This window comes from Reyranella sp. (assembly GCF_965228225.1).
GTDB lineage: Bacteria > Pseudomonadota > Alphaproteobacteria > Reyranellales > Reyranellaceae > Reyranella.
The window spans coordinates 2530504-2549025 of sequence record NZ_OZ245801.1 but is presented as its reverse complement, the minus strand read 5'-3'; the positions used below and the strand labels follow the sequence as shown (position 1 = coordinate 2549025).

At 66.6% G+C, this 18522-nt stretch carries 21 protein-coding genes and 1 tRNA gene; 19 read left to right on the top strand and 3 right to left on the bottom strand.

Features of this window, described 5'->3' with window-relative positions; genetic code table 11:
- The 10 genes from glyA (at position 1) to ACO07K_RS12140 (ending at position 10189) form a co-directional block, all read left to right on the top strand.
- Positions 1-1308, top strand: a complete 1308-nt coding sequence (gene glyA / locus ACO07K_RS12185) for a serine hydroxymethyltransferase (RefSeq protein WP_422036190.1) — start codon at positions 1-3, stop codon at positions 1306-1308.
- Positions 1309-1342: 34 nt separating this feature from the next.
- On the top strand, positions 1343-1810 hold the full coding sequence (gene nrdR, locus ACO07K_RS12180; protein WP_298312981.1) for a transcriptional regulator NrdR: 468 nt from the start codon (positions 1343-1345) through the stop codon (positions 1808-1810).
- 5 nt (positions 1811-1815) lie between these two features.
- Complete coding sequence (gene ribD, locus ACO07K_RS12175) at positions 1816-2907, top strand: bifunctional diaminohydroxyphosphoribosylaminopyrimidine deaminase/5-amino-6-(5-phosphoribosylamino)uracil reductase RibD (RefSeq protein ID WP_422036188.1); 1092 nt, start codon at positions 1816-1818, stop codon at positions 2905-2907.
- Between the two features lie 9 nt (positions 2908-2916).
- Entirely contained in the window at positions 2917-3519 is a 603-nt protein-coding gene (locus ACO07K_RS12170; RefSeq protein WP_422036187.1) for a riboflavin synthase, read from the top strand.
- Positions 3516-4667, top strand: coding sequence for a 3,4-dihydroxy-2-butanone-4-phosphate synthase (gene ribB, locus ACO07K_RS12165; protein WP_422013523.1), 1152 nt, complete (start codon positions 3516-3518; stop codon positions 4665-4667). Before ACO07K_RS12170 ends, ribB begins: the two co-directional genes overlap by 4 nt.
- The gene (locus tag ACO07K_RS12160) at positions 4667-5158 is read left to right on the top strand and encodes a 6,7-dimethyl-8-ribityllumazine synthase (RefSeq protein WP_422036654.1); all 492 of its coding nucleotides are present in this window, start codon (positions 4667-4669) and stop codon (positions 5156-5158) included. Before ribB ends, ACO07K_RS12160 begins: the two co-directional genes overlap by 1 nt.
- The gene (gene nusB, locus ACO07K_RS12155; RefSeq protein ID WP_422036186.1) at positions 5155-5625 is read left to right on the top strand and encodes a transcription antitermination factor NusB; all 471 of its coding nucleotides are present in this window, start codon (positions 5155-5157) and stop codon (positions 5623-5625) included. The genes ACO07K_RS12160 and nusB overlap by 4 nt, the downstream gene beginning before the upstream one ends.
- A 4-nt stretch (positions 5626-5629) precedes the next feature.
- On the top strand, positions 5630-6616 hold the full coding sequence (gene thiL / locus ACO07K_RS12150) for a thiamine-phosphate kinase (RefSeq protein WP_422036184.1): 987 nt from the start codon (positions 5630-5632) through the stop codon (positions 6614-6616).
- 77 nt (positions 6617-6693) lie between these two features.
- Positions 6694-7926, top strand: a complete 1233-nt coding sequence (locus ACO07K_RS12145) for an MFS transporter (protein WP_422036182.1) — start codon at positions 6694-6696, stop codon at positions 7924-7926.
- A gap of 157 nt (positions 7927-8083) precedes the next feature.
- Positions 8084-10189 (top strand): sodium-translocating pyrophosphatase, encoded by a 2106-nt coding sequence (locus ACO07K_RS12140; protein ID WP_422036181.1) that lies wholly within the window; start codon positions 8084-8086, stop codon positions 10187-10189.
- A 103-nt stretch (positions 10190-10292) separates the two neighbouring features.
- Here the strand turns inward: ACO07K_RS12140 and ACO07K_RS12135 are convergent, their stop codons facing one another.
- Complete coding sequence (locus ACO07K_RS12135) at positions 10293-10787, bottom strand: outer membrane protein assembly factor BamE (protein ID WP_422036180.1); 495 nt, start codon at positions 10785-10787, stop codon at positions 10293-10295.
- Positions 10788-10887: 100 nt separating this feature from the next.
- On the opposite strand from ACO07K_RS12135, the gene ACO07K_RS12130 reads away from it, so the two are divergent.
- The 8 genes from ACO07K_RS12130 to ACO07K_RS12095 all read left to right on the top strand — a co-directional run bounded on the left by ACO07K_RS12130 (position 10888) and on the right by ACO07K_RS12095 (position 15881).
- Complete coding sequence (locus tag ACO07K_RS12130; protein WP_422036179.1) at positions 10888-11382, top strand: ubiquinol-cytochrome C chaperone family protein; 495 nt, start codon at positions 10888-10890, stop codon at positions 11380-11382.
- 9 nt (positions 11383-11391) lie between these two features.
- Positions 11392-11976 carry a YceD family protein gene (locus ACO07K_RS12125; RefSeq protein ID WP_422036177.1) on the top strand — a complete coding sequence of 195 codons (585 nt, stop codon included), beginning with the start codon at positions 11392-11394 and terminating at the stop codon, positions 11974-11976.
- 128 nt (positions 11977-12104) lie between these two features.
- A complete protein-coding gene (gene rpmF / locus ACO07K_RS12120) occupies positions 12105-12299 on the top strand; it encodes a 50S ribosomal protein L32 (protein ID WP_422013539.1) in 195 nt (64 codons plus the stop codon).
- A 52-nt stretch (positions 12300-12351) separates the two neighbouring features.
- On the top strand, positions 12352-13428 hold the full coding sequence (gene plsX / locus ACO07K_RS12115; RefSeq protein ID WP_422036176.1) for a phosphate acyltransferase PlsX: 1077 nt from the start codon (positions 12352-12354) through the stop codon (positions 13426-13428).
- Entirely contained in the window at positions 13425-14396 is a 972-nt protein-coding gene (locus ACO07K_RS12110) for a beta-ketoacyl-ACP synthase III (protein ID WP_422036175.1), read from the top strand. Before plsX ends, ACO07K_RS12110 begins: the two co-directional genes overlap by 4 nt.
- Before the next feature lie 123 nt (positions 14397-14519).
- The gene (locus ACO07K_RS12105; protein ID WP_295136311.1) at positions 14520-14831 is read left to right on the top strand and encodes an integration host factor subunit alpha; all 312 of its coding nucleotides are present in this window, start codon (positions 14520-14522) and stop codon (positions 14829-14831) included.
- Positions 14832-14854: 23 nt separating this feature from the next.
- Positions 14855-15382 (top strand): MerR family transcriptional regulator, encoded by a 528-nt coding sequence (locus ACO07K_RS12100; RefSeq protein WP_422036174.1) that lies wholly within the window; start codon positions 14855-14857, stop codon positions 15380-15382.
- A 187-nt stretch (positions 15383-15569) separates the two neighbouring features.
- Positions 15570-15881 carry a hypothetical protein gene (locus ACO07K_RS12095; protein WP_422036172.1) on the top strand — a complete coding sequence of 104 codons (312 nt, stop codon included), beginning with the start codon at positions 15570-15572 and terminating at the stop codon, positions 15879-15881.
- Here ACO07K_RS12095 and ACO07K_RS12090 read toward each other — a convergent pair.
- Both ACO07K_RS12090 and ACO07K_RS12085 read right to left on the bottom strand, forming a co-directional pair.
- Positions 15844-17052: a TCR/Tet family MFS transporter gene (locus tag ACO07K_RS12090; RefSeq protein WP_422036171.1), complete on the bottom strand. Its 1209-nt coding sequence runs from the start codon at positions 17050-17052 to the stop codon at positions 15844-15846. The two genes, ACO07K_RS12095 and ACO07K_RS12090, sit on opposite strands and share 38 nt — an antisense overlap.
- Before the next feature lie 25 nt (positions 17053-17077).
- Positions 17078-17154, bottom strand: a tRNA-Pro gene (locus ACO07K_RS12085).
- Positions 17155-17262: 108 nt separating this feature from the next.
- Between ACO07K_RS12085 and ACO07K_RS12080 the strand changes: the two genes are divergently transcribed.
- Positions 17263-18519, top strand: coding sequence for an MFS transporter (locus ACO07K_RS12080; protein WP_422036169.1), 1257 nt, complete (start codon positions 17263-17265; stop codon positions 18517-18519).
- Positions 18520-18522: the final 3 nt, after the last annotated feature.

Sequence of the window (18522 nt, the reverse complement as noted above, 5' to 3'; positions counted from 1 at the left end):
ATGAGTCAAGCCGCTGCCAGCACGGCCCAGTCGCCGTTGCCGATGTTCACCATGAGTCTGGCCGAGACGGATCCTGCGATCGAAGCCGTGCTGAAGGGCGAGCTGCATCGCCAGCGTGAACAGATCGAGCTGATCGCCTCCGAGAACATCGTTTCGCGGGCCGTTCTCGAGGCCGCCGGATCGGTGCTGACCAACAAGTATGCCGAGGGCTATCCGCGTCGCCGCTACTACGGCGGCTGCGAGGAGGTCGACAAGGCCGAGGATCTGGCCATCGAGCGGGCGAAGAAGCTGTTCGACTGCTCGTTCGCCAACGTCCAGCCGCATTCCGGCGCGCAGGCCAACCAAGCCGTGTTCATGGCGCTGCTGCAGCCGGGCGACACGTTCCTCGGCATGGCGCTCGACCAGGGCGGGCACCTGACGCACGGATCGCCGGCCAACCAGTCGGGCAAGTGGTTCAAGGTCGTGTCCTACGGGCTGAAGCCCGACACGCATCTGATCGACTACGAGCAGATGGAGGAGGCGGCTCGCCGCGAGAAGCCCAAGGTGATCATCGCCGGCGCCTCGGCCTATTCGCGCCACATCGACTGGGCGCGCTTCCGCAAGGTGGCCGACGAGGTCGGTGCCTACTTCATGGTCGACATGGCGCACTATGCCGGTCTGGTGGCGGCAGGTGTCTATCCGAGCCCGCTGCCGCATGCCCACGTGGTGACGACGACGACGCACAAGACGCTGCGCGGACCGCGCGGCGGCTTGATCCTGTCGAACGACGCCGAACTCGGAAAGAAGATCAACTCCGCGGTGTTCCCCGGTCTGCAGGGCGGCCCGCTGATGCACATCATCGCCGCCAAGGCGGTGGCGTTCGGCGAGGCGCTGAAGCCGGACTTCAAGGTCTACGCCCAGAACGTGATCGACAATGCGCGTGCGCTCGCCGCCGCGCTGACCGAGCGCGGGCTCAAGATCGTCTCCGGCGGGACCGACAGCCACGTCATGCTGGTCGACCTGCGTCCGAAGAAGGCGACCGGCGTGTCGGCGGAAAAGGTGCTCGATCGCGCCGGGATCACGACCAACAAGAACAGCATCCCGGGCGACCCGGAGAAGTACACGATCACGTCCGGGGTGCGGCTCGGCACGCCCGCAGGAACGACGCGCGGTTTCGGCGTCGCCGAGTTCCAGCAGATCGGCCATCTCATCGCCGACGTGCTCGACGGCATCGCCAAGAACGGTCCGGACGGAGACGCCCAGGTCGAGGCCCAGGTTCGCGCCAAGGTCCACGCCCTGTGCGCGCGCTTCCCGATCTACCGCGACTGACACGGCGCAAAGCCGGAACGAACGGGGGAACGAGATGCGCTGTCCATTCTGCGGTCACGAGGACACACAAGTTAAGGACTCGCGGCCGACCGACGACAATTCGGCGATCCGCCGGCGGCGCTACTGCCCGTCCTGCGGTTCGCGCTTCACGACCTTCGAGCGCGTGCAACTGCGCGAGCTGACGGTCGTGAAGAAGAACGGACAGCGGGTGCAATTCGACCGTGACAAGCTGGCGCGCTCCATACAGGTCGCGTGCCGCAAGCGGCCGGTCGATCCGGAGCGCATGGAGCGCGTGGTGAACGGAATAGTGCGCCGGCTCGAGAGCTCCGGCGAAAGCGAGATTCCCTCGACGCAGATTGGCGAGCTGGTGATGGACGCGCTGCGCGCGCTCGACCCGGTGGCCTATGTCCGCTTCGCGTCCGTCTATCGCAACTTCCGCGAGGCCCGCGACTTCGAGGAGTTCATCTCCGACCTCGCCGACCCGGCGACCTTCAAGGACTAAGGGCGATGATGCGCGCGGCGCTCGCGCTGGCGCGCCGATCGCTCGGGCGCACCTGGCCCAATCCCGCCGTCGGCTGCGTGATCGTGCGCGATGATCACGTGATCGCCCGTGGCAGGACGAGAGAGGGTGGTCGCCCGCACGCCGAAGCCGATGCGATCGCGCAGGCAGCAAAGGCCGGCCTGTCACTGAAGGGCGCGACGGCCTACGTGACCCTGGAGCCCTGCTCGCATCATGGCCGTACGCCGCCCTGTGCGGATGCACTTGTGGCGGCCGGAGTCTCCCGTGTCGTGTCGGCTCTGGAAGATCCCGATCCACGGGTGAAGGGGCAGGGGCATGCGCGGCTAAAGGCGGCCGGCCTCGCGGTCGAGATCGGGGAGGGGGCCGCCGAGGCGGCGGAAATCAATGCCGGCTTCCTTTTGCGCGTCCGTGAAGGCCGGCCGCTCTTCCATCTCAAGATGGCGGGATCGCTCGACGGGCGCATCGCCACCGCGTCCGGCGAGAGCAAATGGATCACCGGGGAGGCGGCGCGCCGCGACGGACAGAGGCTTCGGGCGATCCACGACGCGATCCTGATCGGCGCCGCGACGGCGGCGGCCGACGATCCGGAACTCACCTGTCGACTGCCGGGGCTGGGCGCGCGCTCGCCCGTACGCATCGTCCTGGATTCGCAGGCGCGCCTGTCGCCCGGGTCGAAGCTTGCGACGTCTGCGCGGGTGACACCGGTATGGCTGGTCTGTACGAAGTCTGCACCGGCTGATCGCCGGGACGCTCTGAGCGCGCTCGGGGTCCAGATCATCGAGGTCGATGGCGCCAGTGACGGTCGTATCGATGTCGCGGCTGCGGCCCGAGCGTTCGGCACGCGCGGGCTCACCCGGGTTCTGGTGGAAGGCGGCGGTCAGGTCGCGGCGTCGTTCCTGCAGGTGGGGCTGGTCGACGGCATTTCGAGCTACCGGGCCGGCCTGGTCCTCGGCGGAGACAGCTGCTCTGCGGTTGGCGGACTGGAATTTGCACGGCTCGGTTCCGCGCCCCGGTTCAGGCTGGTCTCGGCGCGGCCACTGCAGGGCGATACGCTGGAAACCTGGCGGCGGGAGGATTAAGGAGCGGCCATGTTCACAGGTATAGTGTCCGACATCGGCGAGATCGTCTCGGTCGACCCCGGCGGCAAGGAAGGCGATCGCCGGTTCGTCATCGCCACGAAACACGACATGACGCCGATCGCCATCGGCGCCTCGATCGCCTGCTCGGGCTGCTGCCTGACCGTGATCGAGAAGAAGGCTGGCCAGTTCGCCGTCGAGGTCTCGGCCGAGAGTCTCGACAAGACGCACCTGGGTGACTGGACCGTCGGCAGCCGCCTCAACCTCGAATTGTCGCTGAAGCTCGGGGACGAGCTGGGCGGACATCTCGTCTACGGCCATGTCGACGGCGTGGGCAGGATCGTCGCGATGACACCGGAAGGCGGCAGTGTGCGCTTCGTCTTCGAGGCGCCGCCGGAAGTGGCCCGCTTCGTTGCGGCGAAGGGCTCGATTGCGATCGACGGCATCTCGCTCACAGTGAATGAAGTCGACGACAATCGCTTCGGGGTGAACGTGATTTCACACACGCAAGCGGTCACCACCCTGGGGCAGGCCCGGGTCGGCCAGAGGGTCAACCTTGAGGTGGATATGCTCGCGCGTTACGTTGCGCGACTGTTGGAGCATCAGAAATCATGAGTGCGCTCGAAAAGGACGCTTGGCGGATCACCTTCAGCGAAGTGAAGGCCGCCGCCGAGGACATCATCGAGGAGGCCCGCAAGGGCCGGATGTTCATCCTCGTCGACGACGAGGATCGCGAGAACGAGGGCGACCTTGTGATCCCGGCCCAGTGGGCGACGGCCGAGGCCATCAACTTCATGGCACGGCATGCGCGCGGGCTGATCTGCCTGGCGCTGACGCGCGAACGGGTCGAGCAGCTCGGCCTGCCATTGATGTCGCAGAACAACCGCACCCGTCACTCGACGGCGTTCACCGTGTCGATCGAGGCGCGCGAGGGTGTGACGACCGGAATCTCGGCCGCCGACCGCGCCCGCACCGTCTCCGTGGCGATCGACCCGTCGTGCGGGCCGCAGGATATCGTAACGCCCGGCCATGTCTTTCCGCTGGTTGCCCGCGACGGCGGCACGCTGGAGCGCACGGGCCATACCGAGGCCGCGGTCGATATCGCGCGTCTGGCGGGCCTCAACCCGGCGGGCGTGATCTGCGAGATCATGAACGACGACGGCACGATGGCCCGTCGCAACGACCTCATCACCTTTGCGCAGCGCCATGCGCTGAAGATCGGCACCATCGCCGACCTGATCGCCTATCGTCGCCGCTACGACTCGATCGTCAAGCGCATCAGCGAGACCACGCTCGACAGCACCTGGGGGGGCGATTTCCGCTGCGTCGTCTACGTGAACAAGGTGACGATGGCGCAGCACGTGGCCCTGGTGAAGGGCGATCCCGCCGCCGGCGGACCCGTCATGGTGCGCATGCATGCGGTCAACCTCTTCACCGACACGCTCGGCCAGCGCAGCGGCGGCCGGGGCGGCGAGATCGAGGCCTCGATGCGCGAGATCGCCAAGGAAGGCCGCGGCGTCATCGTGCTGATCCGCGAGCCACTCACCGTCGTTCTGGCCGAGCAGCGCCGCCGCGCCGGCGAGCCCATCGAACCGGCGGGACAGGAGTTGCGCGACTATGGCGTCGGCGCCCAGATGCTCATCGATCTCGGCGTGAAGGAAATGGTGCTGCTCAGCAATTCGCAGAAGAGCGTCGTGGCCCTCGAGGGCTTCGGCCTGACGATCGTCGCCCAGAAGCCGGTTCCCGGCCGCGCAAAGGTCTGATCATGTCGACACGGACGGAAAATCCGACCGCCCGGCCGGCGGTCGCCGGCGTCAAGGGCGCGCGCATCCTGATCGTGGAGTCGCGCTACTACGCCGACGTCGCCGATGCCCTGATCGAGGGCGCCGAACGAGAGACCGCCAAGAACGGTGCGAAGTCGGAGCGCGTCGTCGTGCCGGGCGCCTTCGAGATTCCGGGCGCGATCGCGCTGGCGGCGGCCAAGAAGGGTAAACCCTACGACGGGTACGTGGCGCTGGGCTGCGTGATCCGGGGCGAGACCACACACTACGATTATGTCTGCGGGGAGAGCGCGCGCGGGCTGATGGACCTCGCGGTCCAGAAGAAGCTCGCCATCGGATACGGCATCGTCACGGTCGAGAATATCGAGCAGGCGCGCGCCCGCGCCTACACGGATCGCGGCGACAAGGGCGGCGATGCCGCCCATGCCTGCCTCGCCATGGTGGCGCTCGGCCGTCGCTGGAAGAAGACGTGAGCGACGTCAAGCCGGTCGGCCCCAGCCGCCGCCAGGCCGCGCGGCTGTCGGCCGTGCAGGCGCTGTACCAGTGGCAGGAAGGGCAGGACGCCCCGGCCGAGATCGTCGAGCAGTTCCTGAAGGTCCGCACCGGCGAAGCCGGCGAGGGCGGCATGCGCCGCGATGCCGACAAGCCGCTGTTCAAGGACGTGGTCGAGGGCACCGCGAGCAGGCGCGACGAGCTGGAGGCGCTGGTGTCGGCGTCGCTGGCCGAGGATTGGACCTGGGCGCGTGTGGACCGCTTGGTGCGCGCCATTCTGCTCGCCGGGGCCTATGAACTCGCGCATCGTCCCGATGTGCCGCTGCGCGTCGTCATCAACGAGTATGTCGAAATCGCCCACGCCTTTTACGACAAGGGCGAGCCGAGCTTCATCAACTCCGTTCTCGACCGCGTGGCGCGCCAGGCCCGGCCGTCCGACCGGAAGTAGACGCATGGCGCGGGCGGGGCGAGTCGGCGAGTTCGAACTGATCGCCCGCTACTTCGCGCCGCTCGCCCGTGACTTCGAGGGAGCGGGCGGTCTCCAGAGCGACAATGCCTTCCTGCCGGCGGACGCACGTCACGATCTGGTGGTCAAGACAGACACGATCGTGGCCGGCGTTCATTTCCTGGCCGACGATCGGCCCGGGCGCATCGCCGCCAAGGCGCTGCGGGTCTGCCTTTCCGATCTGGCGGCCGGGGGCGCGACGCCCTTCGTCTATCAGCTCTCGCTCGCCTTGCCGTCGACCTGGGAGGAGGCCTGGGTTGCGGCCTTCGCCAAAGGCCTGGCTGCCGACCAGCGCCGCTTCGGCATCGTGCTGTGTGGCGGCGACACGGTCGTCACGCCGGGACCGCTCACGATCACCATCACCGCGTTCGGCCGGGTCGGGCGCGGCAAGGGCGTGACCCGCGCCGGGGCGCGGGCAGGGGACGAGCTCTGGGTGAGCGGCACGATCGGCGACGGGGCCCTCGGTCTGCTGGCGGCGCAAGGCGCCCTCCCGGCGCTGACGGCGAGGCAGCGCGCGCATCTCGAGGATCGCTATCGGCTGCCCCAGCCGCGCAGCGCGCTGGGGCCACGTCTGACGGGTGTCGTGACGGCGATGGCCGACGTTTCGGACGGGCTGCTGGCCGACGCGGCCCACATTGCCGACGCCTCCCGCCTGGCTGTGAGCATAGAACGCGACGACGTGCCCCTTTCACCCGCCGCGCGCGCGGCCGTGGCCGCCGATCCGCGCCTGTGGGCGAGGGTCCTGGGTGGCGGGGACGACTATGAACTGGTGATGGCAGTGCCGCTGCGCCGTCGGGCGGCGCTGCAGGCGGCCGGGCAGGCGGCGGGCCTCCGGATCACGCGCATCGGCCAATTTGCTCGCGGTAGCGGGCTCTCGGCTACCGCGGGCGGCAGAGCGATCGACGCCCGGCGCAAGGGATACGTTCACTTCTAGTGAATTCCACCATCTCATAGCTGCACTGCGCGCCGCACCATGGCGCGGGCAGGGCGGCCGACTAGAGTGCCGGCCCAATGGACGGATCATCGAAGGTGCAGGAAATGCCCGCGGCCTCGGACGGGCGCATGCCGCGCCGCTCGATGCGAAACATCGCCCTGCTGGGAATCTGCCAGGCGCTGACGCAGAGCAGCAACACGCTCATGTTCGCCTCCTCGGCGCTGGCGGTTCTGACCATAGTCTCGCCGGACATGCGCATGTGGGCCAATCTGCCGGTCACCATGCAGCATCTGGGCGTCATGCTGTCGGTGTTCCCGGCGTCGATGCTGATGATGCGGCGCGGCCGAAGGTTCGGTTTCCGCAGCGGTTCCGTGATGGGGATGATCGGCTCGTCGCTGGCCGCCATCGGGCTTGGCCTCGGCAGCTTCCCGGTGATGTGTCTGGGCGGCCTGTTTCTGGGCTACGGCATCGCCAACATGCAGCTCTACCGGTTCGCCGCCGTCGAGCTGGCGCCGGCACCTCATCGCGCGCAGGCGATCTCCTATGTCACGGCCGGCGGCGTGCTGGCCGGCATCCTCGGTCCGAGTCTGGCGCGCTTCACACCCGACCTCTGGCTGCCGCTGTTCCAGGCGAGCTTTGTCGCCGTCATCTTCATCCATATCCTCGTCTTCATCGTCCTGGGCTTCATCGAGTTTCCCCAGGTCAGGGTGGAGGACTCCTCGGGGCCTCAACGCCCGCTCTCCCAGATCGTGACCCAGCCGACCTATATGGTCGCCTGTGCGGGGGCGATGATCGCCTTCGGGGTGATGTCCTTCGTGATGGCGGCCTCGCCGCTGGCGATCGTGCAGTGCGGTCTCAAGGCGACCGAGGCCCCGGTGACGATCTTCGTCCATGTCATGGGCATGTTCATCCCATCCTTCTTCACCGGCCATCTGATCGCGCGCTTCGGGGTCTTCAACGTCATGATCGCCGGCATCGTCCTGCTCGTGGCCGGGGTGATCGTCGCGTTGATGGGCATCACCGAATGGCACTTCCGCGGGGCTCTCACGCTGAACGGCGTGGGCTGGAATTTCCTGTTCGTCGGCGCGACGACGCTCCTGACCACGACCTACCGGCCGGCCGAGCGCGGCAAGGCCCAGGCCTTCAACGACTTTATGGTGTTCGGCGTCACGACCGTGGCCAGCCTGATGGCCAGCGTCGTGCTCGAGCTCAAAGGTTGGGCTGCGCTGAACTACGTGGCGCTCGTCCTGGTGCTGATCGCCTTGCTCGTCATTGGTGTTTACCGCCTGCGGAATCCGTCACGCGCCTGAAGCCAAGCCCTTGAGGCAACGTGACTTTTCCGCGTCTGCGGTTGCGCGCCCACGGGCCATCTGTCATTTTTCCAGGTACCTCGCGCCCGGGGGGAGTTCGCGTACTTCAGGTCGCGATGTGCGTAAAGCAGACGAAAAAACAATAGGTTAGGGAAACATGTCCACGGTTCTTTGGGGCGTCATCGGCTGCGGCTTGATTGCCGTGCTGTATGGCGTCGTTACCGCGTCACGGGTGATGGCGGCCGATGCCGGCACGCCACGCATGCAGGAAATCGCACAGGCCATCCAGGAGGGTGCGGCTGCCTACCTGCGCCGCCAGTACACCACCATCGGAATCGTGGGCATCGTCGTCCTCGTCGTTCTGGCGGCCCTGCTCGGCAAGTTTGCCGCCATCGGCTTCCTGATCGGCGCAGTCCTCTCGGGCGCGACCGGCTTCATCGGCATGAACGTGTCGGTCCGCGCCAACGTTCGTACCGCCGTCGCAGCCCAGAAGAGTCTGGCCTCGGGTCTCGATCTCGCCTTCAAGGCGGGTGCGGTGACCGGCATGCTGGTGGCCGGTCTCGCCCTGATCGGTGTCGGCGGCTACTACACCGTGCTGCTCAACATGGGCATTCCCGGCGGCAGCCGCGACATGATCGATGCGTTGGTCTCGCTCGGCTTTGGCGCCTCGCTGATCTCGATCTTCGCCCGTCTCGGCGGCGGCATTTTCACCAAGGGTGCGGACGTCGGCGGCGACATGGTCGGCAAGGTCGAGGCGGGAATTCCTGAGGATGACCCCCGTAACCCGGCGACCATCGCCGACAACGTGGGTGACAATGTCGGCGATTGCGCTGGCATGGCCGCCGACCTGTTCGAGACCTATGCGGTGACGACCGTCGCCACGATGGTCCTCGCCTCGATCTTCTTTGCGGCCGACCCCGTCCTGGTGGCCAAGCTGATGGCCTATCCGCTGGTCATCGGCGGCGCCTGCATCATCACCTCCATCATCGGCACCTACTTCGTCCGCCTCGGCTCGGACGGCAACATCATGTGGGCGATGTACAAGGGTGTGATCGTGGCCGCCGTGCTGTCGATCCCCGCGATTTATGTCGCCACCGACCGGCTGGTCGGCATGAGCACGGTCCTGACGGTGGGCGATCGTTCGTTCACCGGCATGTCGCTGTTCTGGTGCTCGCTGGTGGGCCTCGCCATCACCGGCCTGATCGTCTGGGTCACCGAGTACTACACCGGCACCAACTATCGCCCCGTGAAGGCCGTGGCGCAGGCGTCGGTCACCGGCCACGGCACCAACGTCATCGCCGGCCTCGCGATGTCGATGGAAGCCACGGCTGGCCCGGCGCTCCTGATCTGCGCCGGCATCGTGATCTGCTACATCCTGGCGGGCCTGTTCGGCATCGCCATCGCCACGACCGCCATGCTGGCGCTCGCGGGAATGATCGTGGCCCTCGATGCCTACGGCCCGGTCACCGACAATGCCGGCGGCATTGCCGAAATGGCCGGGCTGCCGAAGGAGGTGCGCAAGAACACCGACGCGCTCGACGCGGTCGGCAACACCACCAAGGCCGTCACCAAGGGCTACGCCATCGCCTCGGCCGGTCTCGGCGCGCTGGTGCTGTTCGCGGCCTACACCTCCGACCTCGACTACTTCATCGCCGCGGGCAAGCTGGGCGTGACGGCAGTCGATTTCTCGCTGAAGAACCCGTACGTCGTCGTCGGTCTGCTGGTCGGCGGCCTGCTGCCGTACCTGTTCGGCGGCATGTCGATGCTGGCCGTCGGCCGTGCCGCCCAGGCGGTGGTCGAGGAAGTGCGCCGGCAGTTCAAGGAGAAGCCCGGCATCATGGCGGGCACGGATCGGCCGGATTACGGCCGCGCCGTCGACATGCTCACAAAGTCGGCGATCAAGGAGATGATGATCCCGTCGCTGCTGCCGGTGCTGTCGCCGATCGTGCTGTTCTTCGTGATCTCGTGGATCGCGGGCCGCTCCGATGCCTTCGCGGCGGTCGGCGCCATGCTGCTCGGCGTGATCGTGACCGGCATCTTCGTCGCCATCTCGATGACGGCGGGCGGCGGTGCTTGGGACAACGCCAAGAAGTACATCGAGGAAGGCCATTTCGGCGGCAAGGGATCCGACGCCCACAAGGCGGCGGTGACCGGCGACACCGTCGGCGACCCGTACAAGGATACGGCCGGTCCGGCCGTTAATCCGATGATCAAGATCACGAACATCGTGGCGCTGCTGCTCCTGGCCGTCCTGGCGCACTGAGCCGACGCGGACACTCTGAAACGGAAAAGCCCCGGTCGAAGGACCGGGGCTTTTTCTTTGGGGCGCCGACTTCGGCGCCCCGGGCACAAACGGTATCGGGCGGTCAGCTTCCGCCGCCGCTGGTCGGCGCGCCGGGATTGGTGGCCTGGCCCTTCGGACCGCTGAAGCGGCCGACGTTGCCCAGCACCTGTTCGAGGATCGTGAGCTCCTTGCCCGAGGTCGGGGTGATGCGGGACACCATCTGGATGTTCTGGGCGTCCTTGAGATCGTAGTTCTTGATGCCTTCGAGGCGGCCGGATTCGTTGAACGTGATCTGGATCACCCGCTGGGAACTGATCTTGGGCTTGGTGTAGGCCCAGTATTCCTGGGTCTCGCTGATGTAGTACCAGACGTTTGGATTGAACGTCGCCACGGCCGAGGGCGAGCCGATCAGGCGGACCACGTCCTCGCGGCTCTGGGCACCGACTTCGAGTTTTTCGACCGAACCGGGCGTCGCGGCGAAGCCACGCAGGTCGACGGTATTCTCACAGCCGCCGAGGGTGACGACTGCCGAGACGGCGAGGACGCTGGCAAGGGCGAGCGGGGCGGTGCGACGCATGGACTGCTTCTTGGCTTTGGGGGAAGAGGGATCGCAAGATGTCGTGATGGAGGCCCCCGGTCAACCGCTGGGCCGCCGAGAATTGGGGAGGAGGCCGGTCGTGTTCCGTCGCCGCAAGCCAGAGGACGATTTCGCCATGGCGGTCTATCGCCGCGTGGCCGAGCAGGCGCGCGCGCCCGAGCTCTTCGAGACCTGCGGTATCCCCGACACCCTGGACGGCCGCTTCGATGCGCTGGCGCTCCATGCGGCACTGATGATCGACCGGCTGCGCCGCGAACCCGATGGCGAGGTTCTTGCGCAGGCCTTTTTCGACGCCATGTTCAAGCATCTCGACCTGACCCTGCGCGAAATCGGCATCCAGGACTTGGGTGTCGGTCGGCGCATCAAGATAATGGCCGAGGGCCTCCATGGGCGTGCCTTGGCCTATCGTGAGGCTCTGAACGGTGGGTCGACCCCGTTTGTGGAGGTGTTGCGCCGCAATGCCTATGGCGGTAGGTCGCCTGAGGGCGCCGAGATGATTGCGCGACTGGAAGCGCATGTCAGGAGCTATGCCCGCACGCTGGAGGCCACGGCCCGCAACGATTTGATAAAGTGATTTAATAATATGACGCAAGCCACTGATAAGAATTACAAATCTGAACTAGAAAGAGTTGTGGATCTCGAGAAGCTCGGGAACAACGGCACCGCGCTGGAAATCGCCACAACGGAGAGCGAACGGGCGGCGTTGGCCAAGCGCTTCGGCTTTCTCGGCCTGCCGGACTTTTCGGCACGCGTCTCCGTGGACCGGAAACCCGGCGGCCAGATCATCGTCGATGGACGCCTCAAGGGGCGCGTCGTTCAGGCCTGCATCCTCAGCCTCGATCCCGTGACCCAGGAACTGGACGATTCCTTTCGTCTGGTGTTCGCCGAGAATGTGACAGAAGACCGCGACCCCGAGAGCGGAGAGGCGCTCCTCAATGCGCAGGGGGATGCGCCCGAGCCGCTGGAGAGCAACATGCTCGATGTCGGAGAAATCGTCGCCGAGCAACTGTCGCTGACGGCAGATCCCTATCCGCGGCGCCCCGGGATCAAACTCGAAGACGTCCTGCCGAAGCCGAAGGGCGGCGCGCGGCGCTCTGCGCCCGAACCGCGCCGGCATCCGTTCGCCGGTCTGGCGGCCCTGAAGGACAAGCCGCGTCGCGGCCGGTAATATGTTGCGGCGGTGAGGCGATTTGGCTAGAGAAGGCCGCCCGCCGCGCCTATAGAGCGCGGCTGCAGCATTTCTGGGGGCATGCCCTGCCTGGATAGGCGGGAGCGGCCCTCGCTCTGGAGATCGTCATGGCAGTTCCCAAGAAAAAGGTTTCGAAGTCCCGTCGCAACATGCGTCGCTCGCACCACGCGCTGCCGACGATGGCGTATATGGAGTGCAAGAACTGTGGCGAGCTGAAGCGCCCGCACATGGTTTGCTCGCATTGCGGCTACTACCGCGAGGACATGCCGGTCCTGGCCGACGCCGCGTCGGCCGAGAAGTAGTCAGAAGCACGCCGCCGGCAATGCGCTGGCAGTCGACAGGCGGAGCGTGACGGTGGGTGCGAACAAGATCGTACTCGCCCTCGACGGCATGGGTGGCGATCACGCCCCCGACGTCATCGTGAACGGCGCGGACATTGCCCGCGAGCGCTATCCCGGAACGTCCTTTCTCCTGTTCGGCGACGAAGCGCGCCTGAAGGCGCTCGTCGACAAGCGCAAGGGTCTCGCGCAGGTGCTCGAGATCGTGCCGTCGGAAGACGCCGTGCGGGGCGACGACAAGCCGTCCTTCGCGCTGCGCCGCCGCCGCAAGTCGAGCATGTGGATGGCGGTCGAGGCCGCCGCCCAGGGCCGTGCCGACACGATCGTCTCGGCCGGCAATACCGGTGCCTTGCTCGCCATCTCGATGTTCGCCATGCGGATGCTCGAGGGCGCCGACCGTCCGGCCCTGGCTTCCTTCATGCCGACCTCGCGGGGCGAGACGGTGATGCTGGATCTCGGCGCCAATCTCGAATGCGACGCCGACAATCTCGCGCAGTTCGCCGTGATGGGCAGCGTGTTCGCTCAGGCGCTGCTTGGCCTCGATTCGCCGAAGGTCGGCCTGCTGAACGTCGGCTCGGAGGAACTCAAGGGTCATGAGGAGCTGCGCCTGGCGGCAGCGCTGCTGCGCCGCCCGGGCTCGCCCGTCAACTTCCACGGTTTCGTCGAAGGCAACGACATCGGCGCGGGCGTGACCGACGTCGTGGTCACCGACGGCTTCACGGGAAACGTCGCGCTGAAGGCGATCGAGGGTACCGCAAAGCTGACGTTCCAGTTCGTCGGCGACGCCTTCCGGACCTCGACCTTCGCCAAGATCGGCTACCTCTTCGCCTCCGGGGCCTGGAAGAAGCTGCGCAAGCGGGTCGATCCGCGCCGCTACAATGGCGGTGTTTTCCTCGGCCTCGACGGCGTCTGCGTGAAGAGCCACGGCGGCACGGACGCGTTGGGCTTTGCCTATGCTATCGGCGTGGCGGTTGACCTCGTCCGCTACGAATACAGGAACAAGCTTGTCGAGGGGCTGGCCCGGCTGCGTGAGATCAGCGCGACCGCCGAGACGCCGGCCTCGACGCTGCAGGCCACCGGAGGAACTGCGTGATTCGTTCTGTCGTCCAGGGCTGCGGTTCGTATCTTCCCGAGCGTATCGTCACCAACGAACAATTGGCGAAGACGGTCGAAACCACCGACGAGTGGATCCGCCAGCGCACCGGCATCTGCCAGCGCCACATCGCGGCGGATGGCGAGTTCACCTCCCATCTGGCGATCAAGGCGTCGCAGCGGGCGCTCGACCATGCCGGGATCAAGGCGTCGGACCTCGACCTGATCGTGCTGGCGACGGCGACGCCCGACCAGACCTTTCCCGCCACGGCCACGCGTGTGCAGGCCGCCCTCGGCATGACCAAGGGCGCGGCGTTCGACGTCCAGGCCGTATGCGCGGGCTTCGTCTACGGCGTCTCGGTCGCCGACAGCCTCATCAAGAGCGGCCTTGCTTCGACCGCCCTCGTGATCGGCGCGGAGACCTTCTCTCGCATCCTCGACTGGGACGATCGCGGCACCTGTGTGCTGTTCGGCGACGGCGCCGGCGCGATCGTGCTCAAGGGCGAGCAGGGGGCGGGTACGCCGGCCGACCGCGGCATCCTCGCCAACGCGTTGCATTCGGACGGTCGCCATCACGACATCCTCTACGTAGACGGCGGCCCGTCCTCGACCCGGACCACCGGCTTCCTTCGCATGGAAGGCAAGGAGGTCTTCAAACATGCCGTCGTCAACATGGCCGCGGTCGTGGGCGAGGTGCTGGAGAAGGCAGGGCTCGAGCCCAAGGACATCGACTGGCTGGTCCCGCACCAGGCCAACAAGCGCATCATCGATGGCACCGGCCGCAAGCTCGGCCTGCCGCCGGAGCGTGTCGTGATGACGGTCGACAAGCATGCCAACACGTCCGCCGCGTCGATCCCTCTGGCGCTGGACGTCGCGGTCAAGGACGGCCGCATCAAGAAGGGCGATCTGCTGCTGCTCGAGGGGATCGGTGGCGGCCTGTCCTGGGGCGCGAGCCTCGTTCGCTGGTAAAGCGAGAATAAACGCCAACGGAACGTGAACAGGCGGCGATTCAAGTCCAGCCTCTATCCCACTGATATTGACCGCTTTCCCACCTTAGAGTAAGGATTAACTGGGGGAAGAAGAGGTACCGGAGTGGACGGCCGGACTATTACGCGCGCCGATCTGAGCGAGTCAGTGTTCCAAGAGGTGGGACTGTCTCGCAATGAATCCAGCGATCTCGTGGAGACGATACTCTCCGAGGTGGTGGAAGCGTTGGCGCGCGGCGAATCGGTGAAGATCTCCTCGTTCGGGAGTTTCACCGTACGCGACAAGGGGCAGCGTGTCGGCCGCAACCCGAAGACCGGGCAGGAAGTTCCCATCCTGCCGCGGCGGGTCCTCGTCTTTCGAGCGTCGAATGTCCTGAAAACACTGATCAACGGGGCGCCCGGCGAGAACAAGGGGTAGTTGGGAACACGAGGGGATCAGGGATGGCCGTTTCGGTTCAGACCGTCGAAAGACGGGTCGAGAAGTCGGCGCAGGCGTTTCGAACGATCAGCGAGGTCGCGACCGAGCTGGATGTGCCGCAGCACGTGCTGCGGTTCTGGGAGAGCAAGTTCTCCCAGGTACGGCCACTGAAGCGGGGCGGGGGCCGTCGCTACTACAGGCCGGAAGACATCGATCTGCTGCGCCGTATCCGCGCGCTCCTCTACGAAGACGGTTACACGATCAAGGGCGTACAGCGCCTCCTGAAGGAGGGCCGCGGCCGTCTGCCGGCCCAGCGCCTCGACCTTGCGGCCGAGAGTGCCCTCGAGAGCCTGCGCATCGTGTCGGCACGGGCCGAGGCGATGGCGGGTGGTGCCCGTCAGCCGCTGCCCCGCACAGGTCCGCAGCCGTCCACTACCACGCCGCGCGCGGCGGTCCTCGACCTCCACAAGCGGCGTGAGATCGAATCCGTACTGGAAGACCTCGAACAGGCGCTGACGCAGCTGCGCAGCACGCTCAAGACGCAGAACTAGGGCCTTCAGCCCTGGAGCACCGCCGGGGGGGCGGCGCTCTAGGGCTTGCAGGTTCGGCGTCCAAAGGCCACCAGATCGGGTGGCCTTTGTAAGAAAGTGTATCAAGTCTCTGATTTTATTTGGTTTTTAGCCGGGTGGGCGTATCGTGCCCGGTGAGGGGCCTTCAACGGAATCGTCAAAGGGGGACGTGACCGTGCTTGTTAACCGCGATTTCGCGCGCCATCACGCGCGCTCATTTGATTTAAATTCTTTTAATGACAATGGGTTGGAGGTCGATCTTCCAACTATAAGTGAGCTTCTTTACCTGCGCCGAGGCTTGACCCAGCCGGGTGGCAAGCTGCCGTTGTTCGATCTTGACGGACAGGAGGTCAATATTGCCACTGTCAAGAAATGCCTGAATGCCGGCTGGGCTCAGCCTTGGTTCAAGAATCCGCTGAAGCCGGACTGGCTCGTCTGCAAGCTCACCGACTTGGGGCGGCAGGTCGCGTCCGTGCCGTAACGAACCATGTGACGACGGCTGCTGCGGCCAGCAGCGCGCCGGCCAAAAGGAATGCGGCGCCGGGGACGGTGCCGATCGTCCACGCGAACAGGACGGCAAACACGCCAGGCGCGATCAGGCCTGCGATGCTGCGCGATGCCGAGGCGGCGCCCTGGAGCTGACCCTGCTCGGAGCCGCCGACACGGCGGGTCATCATGTCCTGCAGGGCCGGACCGGCGACGCCCCAAAATGCCATCACCGGTACGCCGGCCCAGAACCAGGGGCCGGTGGCGGCGAGCCCATAGATCGACATGCCGGTCGCACCGGCGAGCAAGCCGGCAACCACGGCCCGACGCGCCCCGAGGCGTTTGACGATCGGTTCAACCAACGCTCCCTGCACGATCGCGGTGCAGACCCCCACGAAGGCGAGGGTGAGACCGACTGTGGCCTCGCCCCATCCGTAGCGGTGGCCGGCATAGAGGACGAACACGGCCGGCAGGACCTGATGGGCGAAGTTTCCCAGGAAATCGACGGAAGCGAGGCCGAGCAACTGGCGCTGCGAGGCCAGTAACTTCAGCGATCCGACCGGATTGGCGCGTATCCACGAAAAGGCCATGCGTTTTTCCGGCGGCAACGACTCTGGGAGCACGAACCACCCGAACGCCGCATTGGCGAGACAGGCGGCGGCCGAGACCCAGAACGGCAGGCGTGGATCGAGACCGCCCAGCAGGCCGCCGATCGCCGGCCCGACCACGAAGCCCAGCCCGAAGGCCATGCCGACCAGGCCGAAGGCCCTGGCGCGTTCCTCGGGCCTGGTCACGTCGGTGATGTAGGCGAAGGCGGTGCCGATCGTGGCCGAGGTGATGCCCGAGACCACGCGGCCGACGAACAGCAGCAGGAGAGAGGGGGCCAGCGCCATGAATACATAGTCGAGGCCGAGCCCCAGGCACGAGATCAGGATGACTGGCCGGCGGCCGAAGCGGTCCGACAGGGCGCCGAGCAGGGGCGAGCAAAAGAACTGCATCAACGCCCAGACCGTCGCGAACAGGCCGAACATCTCGGCAGCGCCGGCGGTGTCGCCGTCCATGAACCCCAGCACGATCTTGGGCAGCACCGGGATCATGACCCCGAGCGCCAGCACATCGAGCGCCACCGTGCAGAAAATGAAGGCGAGCGCGCGGCGCGTGTTCATGACGACATGTGGCAGGGGAATTAATTGGTCGGGGCGACAGGATTTGAACCTGCGACCCCCAGTCCCCCAGACTGATGCGCTACCAGGCTGCGCTACGCCCCGACCGGTGCCGCCGGCCGGTAGGCCCGCGGCACGGGGGCTTTAGCGCGAATGGCAGCATTGCCGCAAGCTGCGCTTGCGGCGAAGAGGGGGAGAAACGATACAGGCAGCATGATCGATCCCGGCCGGCGCGTCCTGCTCTTCTCCTCCATCGGCCACGCGCTGATGCACATGATGACGGCGTTCTATGCCGTGATCGTCCTCACCCTGGCGGTGTCCTGGAACCTGCCGGCCGAGGATCTGCTGCGTCTCTATGCGCCGGCCACGATCCTCCTGGGCGTGGTTTCTCTACCGGCCGGCTGGGCGTCGGACCGGTTCGGCGCGCCCGCCATGATGGTCGTGATGTTCCTCGGCCTCGGCCTGTCGTCGATCGCCTGCGGTCTCGTGCCGACCGGCGATACGCTGGCGCTGTCGCTGGCCCTCTGCGGCATCGGCGCCTTCGGGGCCTTCTACCATTCTGTCGGTATCGGCTGGGTGATCCGCACGGCCAAGGAGCAGGGCCATGCCATGGGCGTCAATGGCCTCTGGGGGAGTGCCGGCCTCGCGCTCTACGGGATCGTTCCCGGGGTGCTGATCACGCTGGCCTCCTGGCGCGCCGCCTTCATCGTTCCGGGCATCGTCTGCCTGGTCGTCGGTTTCGTCCTCTGGATCCAGATCAGCCAGGGCAAGGTGGGCGACCGGCCGATGCCACAGGCCAAGGGTACCCAGGTTGGCCGCCGCGACTTCTGGCGGGTGTTCTCGGTGCTCTCCGTCACGATGGCGCTGGAAGGCGTCATCTGGCAGGCGTTGATGTTCGGGGCGGCGATGGTCTTCGAGGTGAAGCTCGCGCCCGAGATCTCGGCGCTGCGCGACGGGCTGGCCTCCTGGGGCGTCGCGACCCAGATCGTGCTGTGGGTCGGCCTCGCCACCTCGATGATCTACGTCGTTTCGGGCGTGGCGCAGTATGCGATGGGCCGGCGCATCATCGACCGCTATCCGCTGAAGGCGACCTATGTCGTGGCCTCGGCCCTGCAGGTGATCGCCATGCTGGCGCTGGCCATGGGCAATGGCTACGTGGCGCTGCTGGGGGCCATCGGCTCCGCAGTGCTGAGTGCCGCGGCGGGGCCGATCGAGAACATCCTGATCGCCCGCTATACACCCAGCCGCTACCACGGGCTGGGCTTCGGCGCGAAATTCGTCGTGGCTTTCGGGGCGGGCCCTCTGGCGATTCTGCTGATCGCCTGGGTGCGCGAGACAACCGGGAGTCTCGAACTGCTGTTCCTCGGCCTCGCCGCCACCTCGGTCGTGATCACCCTGGTGGCGCTGCTGTTGCCCGGCAGCGAACGCGATGCCTCGCTGCCGGCGCCGCGGGTCGCGCCCGCGGAGTAGCGG